This window comes from Acinetobacter sp. YH12231 (genome assembly GCF_013417755.1).
Taxonomy (GTDB): domain Bacteria; phylum Pseudomonadota; class Gammaproteobacteria; order Pseudomonadales; family Moraxellaceae; genus Acinetobacter; species Acinetobacter amyesii.
Genome location: NZ_VPDJ01000045.1, coordinates 1 through 10,476 on the forward strand (window position 1 = coordinate 1; position 10,476 = coordinate 10,476).

Sequence of the window (10,476 nt, forward strand, 5' to 3'; positions counted from 1 at the left end):
CTTCCCGAACTCAGAAGTGAAACCTCTTAGCGCTGATGGTAGTGTGGGGTTACCCATGTGAGAGTAAGTCATCGCCAGCTCATTATTCGAAACACCCCCTGACTAGTGCAGGGGGTGTTTTTTTATGCGGGGAAAAAGGGAAAGTTATCAAAATAGAAAAATAATAAGAGAAGCAAATTCAAAAAATAGGAAAACGAGAGATATTAAAAAAGAATGAGGCTAAACAGCGCTAAAAATTTACATCAAGGCAAGCCTATATTCTTTATAGTGAAGTTTAGTCGCCAAAGTATAAAAACAATAGGATGTGCAAATGCTCCAAGATCTCGATAAAGTCTCTATTTTAGAGATATTGCAGCAACGCTTTGAGGCAAATATGCAGCGTCATCCAGAATTGCTTTGGGATGATGTTAAAAAACAATTGATTGCACAGCCCTCAAAACTAAAAACTGTAATCGAAATGGAAAAAACAGGGGGTGAGCCAGATATTGTGAGGCTGAATCGGCAATCTCATGACCTGATATTTTATGATTGCAGTTTAGAGTCGCCAAAGCCTAGACGACGCTTATGTTATGACCGTGATGCCTTGGAGAATCGGAAGGATCATCCTCCCAAAAATAACGTAATAGACATGGTTCGAGACATCGGTGCTCAGCTGCTTACAGAAGAGGACTACCGAGCGATACAGCAAGTTTTTCATTTCGATTTAAATACTTCGAGCTGGATCGTGACGCCAGCAGATATTCGGCAAAAGGGTGGGGCACTGTTTTGTGACCGACGTTATGATCATGTATTTAGCTACCATAATGGCGCGCAGTCATATTATGCGTCTCGTGGATTTCGCTGTAAGCTGGTGATCGCTTAATCTCAGTGCTATAAATGTTTTTAAAACAATCAAGTGCGTTAAAGCGAGCTTTTCTAAAGATGTAATTGCGTTTGTTTTTTAGACATTTAAAATTTTTCTAAACTAAAGATAGAAATAAATGATGGTGTGTCGTTCTGAAGTTTAATGAAAGAATAGAAGAATTAGGCCTGAAAATAAGGGTATTATTATTTAAAAAAATCAGTTAAATAATCATATATTGATAATGTTTAATAATTAAACTAAAGCATGAAAAATAACACAATTAACATGTACTTATAAGCGACTAGATTTATTAAACATACGTCTAATATCCCTAGAAAACACTGTTCCGTATATTCCGTGGCTGTTGAATTTTACTTAAAAATTCAATGAATGTTATGGACAAGTACTCATGGGAGATGAGAACGATGACAACGGAAAAAATAGACATAAATTCTGTAGTCGATAAGGCTAAATTTACCCCGTTCCACTTCAATGTAGTGGCTTGGTGCTTATTGATTATTTTATTTGATGGCTACGATTTAGCGATTAATGGCGTGGTTTTACCATTATTGATGCAAGACTGGGGCTTAAGTGCAATGCAAGCGGGGATGCTTGCCAGTACTGCGCTCGCAGGCATGATGTTTGGTGCCATGTTCTTTGGTTCTTTAGCGGATAAGATTGGCCGTAAAAAAGTCATTATGATCTGTATCGTTTTATTTAGTGGTTTGACCTTTGCCGGTGGTTTTGCGTCGAATCCAACAGAATTTGGTATTTTGCGTTTCTTGGCTGGTTTAGGGATTGGCGGTGTAATGCCTAACCTTGTGGCTTTAACGTCTGAATACGCGCCGCAGAAGATGCGTAGCACACTGGTAACGACGATGTTTAGTGGTTATGCAGTCGGTGGTGTGATGGCGGCACTTTTAGGTTCATGGTTCACCCCTGACTTTGGTTGGCAAATCATGTTCTTTATTGCGGGTATTCCTCTTTTCCTTTTACCTGTGATTTGGAGATTTTTACCAGAATCTTTGGCATTTATGGTGAAAGAAAACAAACAGGAAAAAGCCCGCAGTATCGTGAAGCGCTTAGCACCTGAAGTGAAAGTGACTGAAAATACAGTGTTCACTTTGCCTCAAGAAAGCGTGCCTGAAGCTGCTAACGTGGTGAGTTTATTCCGCCGTGGTCGTGCCGTAAATACATTATTGTTTTGGGTGGCGTTCTTTACGTGCCTATTGACCATGTATGCGCTAAGCAGCTGGTTACCAAAACTGATGATGGCAGCCGGTTATTCTATGGATAACAGCTTAATGTTTATGATGGTCATGAACGTGGGCGCAGTTGTGGGTATTGTTGGCGGTGGTATTTTGGCTGACCGTTTCCATTTAAAACCTGTGCTGATGGTTTTGGGTATGATGGGCGCGATTGTGATGAGCTTGATGGGCTTCCAATCAAATCAGTTCTTGCTATACATTTTGGTGTTCTTGGCAGGTGCTGCATCTATTGGTTCGCAAATGCTGCTGTACAGCTATGTGGCGCAGTATTACCCACTTGCTGTACGTTCGACGGGTATTGGTTGGTCTTCTGCAATTGGTCGTATGGGCGCGATTGTAGGGCCGATTCTGATTGGTGGTTTGCTCGGTATGAACTTACCTGCGCATTTCAACTTTATGGCGGTGGGTTTACCTGTACTGATTACTGCGATCGCGGTTGCATTGATCATGCATGAAAACGACAGTGATAAAATTGATGTTAAAGAGGCATCTACAGCGAAAGCCTAAGTTGTGATTCTTTAAAAAGAAAAGCCTCCGAAAGGGGGCTTTTTATGCTCTAATAGAAATGATATTTAGAATATTTAAAATTATGACAAAAGAAAGATGTTTAGAAAAAATGAAATACGTCCGTGATGCCTTTTGGTTTAGTTTAGGTGCTTACGGATTAGCAGTAAAAGAACCAACAAGCCGTTATTTGAGTAATTATAATTTAACAGTATCAGATAAAGAAATATATGTCTTAAGCGGAAATGAAGTAGCTGCTACAGATTGGCTTTTATATAATATTAATTTTTCAAATACTTTAGACAATGGTTCAGCAAAAATGTTTGTTAAACAAACATTTTACTACATGATTTTAGAAACTTTCGAAGCTGCCAAAAGTTATGCTTTTGAAAATAATAAATCTGATCATTTTAGGTCACAAGAATGGTATGCCTTTGCAAGGCATCTTAGAAATGCAATTGGTCATAATGGTGTATGGTCTATAAAAGGAATTCCTAATGATTTGCCTACTACTTTTAGGAATAAAACTATTGATTTGAGTTTTAACGGTCAAGAGCTAGGCGACTTTATTGGTTGGGTATATGGATTACAATTGTGTGCGACAATTCAACTGTGGGTTGGAGAGAGTTAATATTTTGTTGTGTTGTTAATTATTTGGTTTTAATTAATCTAATATCTAACTAAGCCCTTATTAATACTATTGTGAGAAAAATATGAACTTTAATTCTATCTCCCCAATCCCTGAAGACGATGAAGAACTGCATCTGCCTGAGCTAGTGTACTGGGCATCTTTAGGTGAACTTGCAGAAGTCGAAAAATCTTTGGCGAATGGCACAGACGTAAACTCTGCCGATGAAGAAGGCTACAGCGCACTGCATGCAGCAGCAGAAAACGGCTATTTAGACGTAGTGAAGCTATTGGTAGGCAAAGGTGCAGATGTAAAGCACAAAACCCAATATACCGCTTTAGAACTTGCAGAAATGGCAGGTCATGACGATGTTGTGGCATATCTCAAAAGCCTCTAAGTCCGATTGCGCAAAATCATGATCGTGAAATCCTCCAGCTGAATCTGGGGGATTTTTTTAATGGGTCATAAAAAATTAATAGATAGAAAAAGAAAACCCCGACATCCTGTCGGGGTTTTCTTCGTATTTCGTGTTCTAGATACAACTCCTTGTCATATCTCACGTCCTGATGCAGAAACTTATTGTTATTGTTTTATGTTTCGGAAACTTCCTGTCTCCTGATAACTGTAGATTAGGCCTGTTTCATAAACTTGGAAAGCCGCAATTTTCTGCATGTCATGTAAGCCAAAACGTACAAAATTATTCTGTTACCTTTCCAAAGAAAAATCATCTGATTAATTGATTAGAATCAAATGATTATAAAAGGGAAGGGAACAGTAAATGAAACAATGCATACAATATTTTCGAACGCCTAGCCTGATCGTTGGCATCTTGATGACAGCCGCATGCCATGCGGAAAACACCACAACTACAGCACAAGATCAAACACCAAGCCAAACTCAAAATTCTGCACAAGTCCAGCAAGAACAGGGCTTTAAAATACAAAAAATCGCTCAATTCAATGAGCCTTGGGCCATCCAGCCACTTACAGACGGCCGTTTATTGCTGACTGAAAGAAAAGGTCAGCTAATTATCTTTAATCCTCAAAACCAGCAGAAAATACAGGTGAAAAACCTTCCCAAAGTTGCCTATGGCGGACAAGGCGGCTTAGGTGATATTGCACTCGATCCGCAGTTTGAAAATAATCATCAGATATATCTGAGCTATGCAGAAGCCGGACAGGGCGGTTATGGCGCTGTCATCGAAAAAGCCACATTAAACCTCAATGAAGCTGCGCCAAGTTTAAAACAGCGAAAAATCATTTGGAGGCAAATTCCAAAAGTAGAAGGTCAAGGCCATTATTCACACCGAATGCAGTTTGGCGCAGATGGAAAATTATGGGTGAGTTCGGGCGAACGTCAGAAGTTTGATCCTGCACAAGATCTGCAGTCAAATTTGGGTAAAGTACTGCGCTTAAATAGTGATGGAACACCTGCTGCGGATAATCCATTTCAGACCCAAGGCGAAGTTGCAAAGCAAGTGTGGAGCTTCGGGCACCGTAACCCTTTAGGCATGGCATTTGATGCAAAACAGCAGCTTTGGGTGGCCGAAATGGGACCGAAAGGTGGTGATGAGTTAAATCTCGTGCAGCGTGCGAAAAACTATGGCTATCCACATGTGTCGAATGGCGATCATTATGATGATCAACCGATTCCTGATCATCTTACACGGCCTGAATTTGAAGCGCCTGCCATCAGCTGGACACCGGTGATTTCACCGTCGAGTTTGATGTTCTACCAAGGGCAAAAGTTCCCCTTGTGGAAAAATAAAGCGCTGATTGGCGGATTGTCGTCTCAAGCAATCGTGATTGTGGACACAGCACATCAACCAGTAACAGAAATCCAGCGCATCGATATGAAACAGCGGATCCGTGGCTTGATTGAGGCCAAAGATGGCGCCATTTGGGGGATTGAGGACGGTGAAAAAGCATGGTTATTCAAAATTGAGCCAAAATAGCGGCTAAAAAATAAACAAAAAATTCAAAAAATAAAAAAAAAGCCCCTACGGGGCTTCTCACATACAGGCCTGCACGAATTTTAAATCCGTCAGCTAAGCCGCATAGTGCTCATCGGCATTAAATGCATTGGCTTGAATTTGAATTAATTTACGATTTCCTTGTTCTCCATTCATTCGCCAATGCGCAATTTTAATATTATCGACGATCGCAACATCACCTTTATGCCACTGCAAAAGCAGGGCATCTTTATACATCGCATCAAAAAATTGCTGCTTTTCGGCATCGCTCCATTCAATTTGTTGACCTTCTGGCGTGTAAATTTCCCAAGTCAGTTGCATGCCGTCCGCTGTCGAATCGATTTCAATCTCCCCGCGATTTTCAAAGCAATTTTTGGCCGCCTGATGGGCAAATGGATTGGTATTATTAGCAAAAGCCCACGGCTGAATCACATGCTTTTTCGTATCGGGGTGATGAATCACCAGTGGCGAACGCTGCAAGGTCAGTTTGGCTTTTTTATCTTGTCGAATCTCTAGACTAAACGGGCTCTTTTTCAGCAATAATCGGTCAAATAGCCCCACCTCGCGCGCCGAGACATAAGAAAAATGGTTCCATGCACCAAGATATTTTTCCTGTAGATGTTTCGGAAAATTCTCCCAAATCTGCTCTAAGTTATTAAATCCTGTTTCTGCCAAATACGTCGAAGGTTCCTGACAAAATAAGGCGATATAACGCGAGCGTTCTGAGCGCACACCACCTTCAACATGTGGGCCTTGTACCGAGTTTTCGACTGGACCCAATTGCACTGTGTTGCGATCGATATAACGACGGTAGTCGCCTGCGCCGAGCAATTTCTCGCTGTATTTTCGCATCCAAGATGCAACCCAGCTGGGCATGTTGGGGTTAAATGCATTCCATGGCGTAAACTGAAAATATTGTTCAATCAGTTGGTTAAATTGTTCGGGTTGCTCGATGTTAAAACCACGAAACAGTAAGATGCCATTTTCATGGATTTGTTGTAAAAGCTCTTGTCGATGCGCGCCAATATATTGTGCAAGATCTTGCGGGCTATTGTGTTCTGGAGCGGCATGAAAAATGCGGGTAAAACTATTCAGTTGTTGCTGTTGCAATTGCATAGGTCATTCTCTAATTTTTTAATTCAATTTTTATTGTTGTCGCCTAATCCCTAAGCGCTGACAGTTCGAGCTGCTGAACTCGCAGCCGTTATTCTGTCTAAATTCTCTGCCGATTATAAGTACAGTTTTACTGTTGCGATGTAAGTATTGTTGATAAATTGCGATTTTTCGACGAATAGAGTGCGATCTCTGAATGAATGACGACATGAAAAAAGCCCTCGACATCCTATTGCAAAATCAATAAGTATTTGGACACCCATTCTTTTTTAAGTTGGACACTTTAATAAACGTATTCATTAATTTTGCAGTGTCCCTCAGTTGGTAATGTGAATACCATGCCACTCACCAACGAGCTAATACGATTACTTTCAGCCTTACGTTGCTTGGTATTCACCGACAGGGCATAAATGATCATTGTGTCCCGATACATTTTTTCAGGCTCAACTTTATAGTCAATTTCCGCAGCACAAACCATTTTTCTACTAACTTCGTGTGACGCTCTACGATAGACCTCACGATCATCACTAGCCAAAGTCAGCTTTCTTCGTAATTCTTGTGCATACTGCATATATACGCTAACAAATTCAGGGTTATTCCCATATTTGAGCTTTATGTATCCCTCAATATCATCACGCACACCATTACTATTTGCATCAATCCCACCAATGTTTTTTGTTTTATCTTCATTTTTTAGGAATTTTGATGTTCTCACTTCTTTTAGTGAATTCTGAATACTTGGATTAAGAAGCGAGGAACAGGCCATCAAAAGTATACTTAAGCAACTCAGTGCAATAACCGCTTTTTTCATAGGAATCATTTTACTTTTTTCGTTTAAATTTCGTTTTAGATGCAAAGAGTGTCTGAAAATAAGAGTGTCCAATTAAAAGAAGAATCTGTGTCCAGTACGATATACTATCAAGTGTCCAATTGGGCAAGAATATGCATCCTATCGAGGGCTTTTTAGATTCATTCTAAAGATATGACTCCTGTCATACCGATCAGCGTTCCTGCTGCATGTGCATTATTTATTTTTATTGCAAGACATCCAGTCTCTGTATGTTCTTACTATAGGCGCGTTGCTGTTGAGGCCATAGGCGTAAATACTGCAAGCGCTGTAGGTAAATGCCTACAGCAGAACATCGCTAAATCCTGCTAGTGTAGTGATCTAAATAACAACAATGAGTTTCGCGCATGCCTGCAACACAAATCGATATACGGATGCAATACAGCATAGAACAAGAACAACAGTTGATAAATGCTGTCTTTAACGCCTTACAACAGAGTTTTCAACTGCCTCGATATGACCGCAATATACGTTTGCAAGTGCATGCGCTACATCGGTTTCAGGTGCTTGATCATTTGACGCAGCCTGAGCGCTTTACACATATCACCATCGATTGTTTTGCGGGACGAACCGTGGCAACCAAGCGTAAGTTATATCAAATGCTGGTGCAAAATTTGGTGGAATTTGGCATTCCGGCCGACCATATCATCATTACCTTACGTGAAAGCCCTCTAGAAAATTGGGGGATACGAGGTGGTCAAGCCGCCTGTGATGTCGATTTAGGTTTTCAGGTCGATGTTTAGTCTGTGCAAATACATGGAATGTTGCTTTCACATCGCCTAAACGAAAAAAGCCCCGACATCCTGTCGGGGCTTTTTCGGATTCATTCTAGCGGTATAACTCCTGTCCTACCGTTAAGCTTCCTGCTCATTGTCTTATCATTGTTGTTTTATGTTCAGTGACATCCTGTCGCTGTATGACCTTAATATAAAAGTAATCCAATAACGTGAATAGTGTCTATTATCCGCATCTAATGTAAGCCAAAACGTACAACACTTAAATTTTAATTCTGACCGTTCCTTCAAGGCATTGCATAGCAGCTAGGCTCTCGACTGCTAGATCTATGTTTCCAAATCGATCTAAACCGCTTTTAAAACAGCTGGAAGCTGGTTTTGAAGTGACTAAAAGCTTTATCAGCGGTGTTACATATTTTTGCGATTAATTGGTTGAATGGTGAACTAATTTATCAGACATTAAAAATTCATAATGAAAAATATACAGGGAATAAGATCGATGCTAAGAACACTTACACAACAACGGACGACGTCAAAACTTCAGCTCGCATTAGGCTGTGCCATTGCGCTTAGTGCTTCAGCAAATTGGGCAGCATCTCCACAAGAGATTAAGAAAATTGCGGAAAGTCAAAAACACAGTTATTTAGAGACCTTGAAAACCTTGGTCAATATTGAATCTGGCAGTAAAGATATTGAGGGTTTGAATCAAATTGCCAAGGTGGTCGCAGAGCAATTAAAAGCCACAGGGGCTGAGGTGAACGTGATTCAGCCCAAAGACATCATGAAACTCGATGGTGCGCCAGATCAGACAGGGCCGATTGTAAAAGCGGTACTAAAAGGCAAAGGTCAAACGAACATTATGTTGTTGGCGCATAACGATACGGTGTATCAAAAGGGCCAATTACAAGGTCAACCGTTTCGCATAGACGGTAATAAAGCCTATGGCTTGGGTATTTTGGATGACAAGCAAGGTGTTGCTGCAGTGATTCATGTTTTGGATATGCTGAAACAGCTGAAGTACCAAGATTACGGCACCATTACGGTATTAATTAATTCAGATGAAGAAATCAGTTCACCCGGCTCGCGCCAATTGATTATGGATACCGCTCAAAATCAGGACGTTGTCCTCTCCTTTGAAACCGGTGGTTTAGAGGGAAGCTTGATGTTAGCCACCAGTGGGATTGGTGCGGCTTATTTAGATATTAAAGGGCAGGGTTCGCATGCGGGGGTAAAACCTGAAGCAGGGGTCAATGCCTTGACAGAACTGGCTTTTCAGATTCAACAATTGGAAAATCTATCCAATCCGAAAACGGGTTTAAAGCTGAATTGGACTGTTGCGACGGCTGGAAAAACCCGAAATGTGATTCCTGACCATGCGACAGCGCAGGCAGATGCTCGTTCCTTAAAACCACAAGATTTTGCTGAGTTGGAAAAAACCTTGAAGCAAAAAGTCAAAACCAAAAAATTGGCGGAAAGTCAGGTCGAGGTCAAATTTGAAGTCCGTCGACCACCTTTAGAAGCCAGTCCACAAGCCAAAAAATTAGCCGCGACAGCCCAGCAGATTTACACAAACGAATTAAAGCTGCCGATGAAAGTTGAAACGACCGCTTGGGGTGGTGGTACTGATGCCGCTTTTGCTGGAGTTACTTCGAAAGCCGCGATCATTGAAGGAATCGGTATGTCTGGCGATGGATTACATTCAGATAAAGCAGAATATATTTTGACGGATTCTATCGTGCCGCGTTTGTACTTGGTGACCCGCTTAATTGTTGAAAGTTCTAAAAAGTAATCGCATCCGATTGGATGAGATCCATTGAGCCATGGCCCTGAGTTTGGTTATGGCTCATGTTAGAGCTACACTTGTGCAGCATTTGAAATGAAAAAAGCCCCGACATCCTGTCGAGGCTTTTTCAGATTCATTCTAGCGGTATAACTCCTGTCCTACCGTAAGCTTCCTGCTTAGTCTTATCATTGTTGTTTTATGTTCAGTGACGTCCTGTCTCTGTATGTTTTAACTTTATCGTGGATGATGCATGGCGTATAGCTGCCATCTGCCGAAAATAATGTAAGCCTGAACCTACAAAAGGCGGCATTTATCACGCGAACGGCAAGAATTAAGCACTCACATATTGCAGTAATTTTTTGAAAATCGCTTTAACCGCTTTGTTATCAAATTCATTCGGTTCGAATTTATCTGCTTGATTACGCGTGAAAATGTCACGAATTTCAACCACAGCATTACTGTCGATTAAGCCCAATTGGGTTGCCACTTGGCGAATTTGATCAATTGAACGTGAACCATTGGTGCCACCATAGCTAACGTATGCCGCAGGTTTTCCGCCCCATTCTTTACCGAGGTAATCCAACGCATTTTTGAGCGCAGGGCTATAGCCGTGGTTGTATTCAGGGCTAATGAAAATAAATGCGTCGCCTTGCGCGATTTTATCAAATGGAGCGTAAAACTCTGTCCTTCAGGTCAGAGATATAAGCGACACGACATGAAGTGTCGTTTGATTTAACTAAGGACTATTTTCCTTGAGTTTTGATTGTTAATATAAGTACATGA

Annotated in this window: 9 protein-coding genes and 1 pseudogene; 7 read left to right on the forward strand and 3 right to left on the reverse strand. The window is 41.0% G+C overall.

Annotation, left to right across the window (positions count from 1 at the left end; translation table 11 throughout):
* Nucleotides 1-310 precede the first annotated feature (310 nt).
* The 5 genes from FTV11_RS16515 (at nucleotide 311) to FTV11_RS16535 (ending at nucleotide 5,198) form a co-directional block, all read left to right on the forward strand.
* The gene (locus FTV11_RS16515; protein ID WP_180074483.1) at nucleotides 311-862 is read left to right on the forward strand and encodes a DUF4256 domain-containing protein; all 552 of its coding nucleotides are present in this window, start codon (nucleotides 311-313) and stop codon (nucleotides 860-862) included.
* A gap of 407 nt (nucleotides 863-1,269) precedes the next feature.
* Nucleotides 1,270-2,619 (forward strand): aromatic acid/H+ symport family MFS transporter, encoded by a 1,350-nt coding sequence (locus FTV11_RS16520; RefSeq protein WP_180022954.1) that lies wholly within the window; start codon nucleotides 1,270-1,272, stop codon nucleotides 2,617-2,619.
* An 82-nt stretch (nucleotides 2,620-2,701) separates the two neighbouring features.
* Nucleotides 2,702-3,247 carry a hypothetical protein gene (locus FTV11_RS16525; protein WP_180022953.1) on the forward strand — a complete coding sequence of 182 codons (546 nt, stop codon included), beginning with the start codon at nucleotides 2,702-2,704 and terminating at the stop codon, nucleotides 3,245-3,247.
* A gap of 82 nt (nucleotides 3,248-3,329) precedes the next feature.
* Nucleotides 3,330-3,641: an ankyrin repeat domain-containing protein gene (locus FTV11_RS16530; RefSeq protein WP_180022952.1), complete on the forward strand. Its 312-nt coding sequence runs from the start codon at nucleotides 3,330-3,332 to the stop codon at nucleotides 3,639-3,641.
* A gap of 381 nt (nucleotides 3,642-4,022) precedes the next feature.
* Nucleotides 4,023-5,198 (forward strand): PQQ-dependent sugar dehydrogenase, encoded by a 1,176-nt coding sequence (locus FTV11_RS16535; protein WP_373684014.1) that lies wholly within the window; start codon nucleotides 4,023-4,025, stop codon nucleotides 5,196-5,198.
* Nucleotides 5,199-5,291: 93 nt separating this feature from the next.
* On the opposite strand, the gene FTV11_RS16540 is transcribed toward FTV11_RS16535, so the two are convergent.
* Together FTV11_RS16540 and FTV11_RS16545 are read right to left on the reverse strand one after the other, a co-directional pair.
* Complete coding sequence (locus tag FTV11_RS16540) at nucleotides 5,292-6,332, reverse strand: TauD/TfdA family dioxygenase (RefSeq protein WP_180005606.1); 1,041 nt, start codon at nucleotides 6,330-6,332, stop codon at nucleotides 5,292-5,294.
* Between the two features lie 280 nt (nucleotides 6,333-6,612).
* Nucleotides 6,613-7,140 carry a hypothetical protein gene (locus FTV11_RS16545; RefSeq protein ID WP_180022951.1) on the reverse strand — a complete coding sequence of 176 codons (528 nt, stop codon included), beginning with the start codon at nucleotides 7,138-7,140 and terminating at the stop codon, nucleotides 6,613-6,615.
* 383 nt (nucleotides 7,141-7,523) lie between these two features.
* On the opposite strand from FTV11_RS16545, the gene FTV11_RS16550 reads away from it, so the two are divergent.
* The gene (locus FTV11_RS16550; RefSeq protein ID WP_180056167.1) at nucleotides 7,524-7,919 is read left to right on the forward strand and encodes a tautomerase family protein; all 396 of its coding nucleotides are present in this window, start codon (nucleotides 7,524-7,526) and stop codon (nucleotides 7,917-7,919) included.
* Nucleotides 7,920-8,409: 490 nt separating this feature from the next.
* A complete protein-coding gene (locus FTV11_RS16555; protein ID WP_180022949.1) occupies nucleotides 8,410-9,699 on the forward strand; it encodes a glutamate carboxypeptidase in 1,290 nt (429 codons plus the stop codon).
* Nucleotides 9,700-10,024: 325 nt separating this feature from the next.
* Here the strand turns inward: FTV11_RS16555 and FTV11_RS16560 are convergent.
* Nucleotides 10,025-10,357: pseudogene (locus tag FTV11_RS16560) on the reverse strand (NADPH-dependent FMN reductase); the annotation flags it as partial.
* Nucleotides 10,358-10,476: the final 119 nt, after the last annotated feature.

What these genes read in the sequence shown, in the direction of transcription:
- FTV11_RS16550 (WP_180056167.1), top strand. Translation starts at nt 7,524, where the DNA reads ATGCCTGCAACACAAATCGATATACGGATGCAATACAGCATAGAACAA.
- FTV11_RS16530 (WP_180022952.1), top strand. Translation starts at nt 3,330, where the DNA reads ATGAACTTTAATTCTATCTCCCCAATCCCTGAAGACGATGAAGAACTG.
- FTV11_RS16535 (WP_373684014.1), top strand. Translation starts at nt 4,023, where the DNA reads ATGAAACAATGCATACAATATTTTCGAACGCCTAGCCTGATCGTTGGC.
- FTV11_RS16525 (WP_180022953.1), top strand. Translation starts at nt 2,702, where the DNA reads ATGACAAAAGAAAGATGTTTAGAAAAAATGAAATACGTCCGTGATGCC.
- FTV11_RS16555 (WP_180022949.1), top strand. Translation starts at nt 8,410, where the DNA reads ATGCTAAGAACACTTACACAACAACGGACGACGTCAAAACTTCAGCTC.
- FTV11_RS16515 (WP_180074483.1), top strand. Translation starts at nt 311, where the DNA reads ATGCTCCAAGATCTCGATAAAGTCTCTATTTTAGAGATATTGCAGCAA.
- FTV11_RS16545 (WP_180022951.1), bottom strand. Translation starts at nt 7,140, where the DNA reads ATGAAAAAAGCGGTTATTGCACTGAGTTGCTTAAGTATACTTTTGATG.
- FTV11_RS16520 (WP_180022954.1), top strand. Translation starts at nt 1,270, where the DNA reads ATGACAACGGAAAAAATAGACATAAATTCTGTAGTCGATAAGGCTAAA.
- FTV11_RS16540 (WP_180005606.1), bottom strand. Translation starts at nt 6,332, where the DNA reads ATGCAATTGCAACAGCAACAACTGAATAGTTTTACCCGCATTTTTCAT.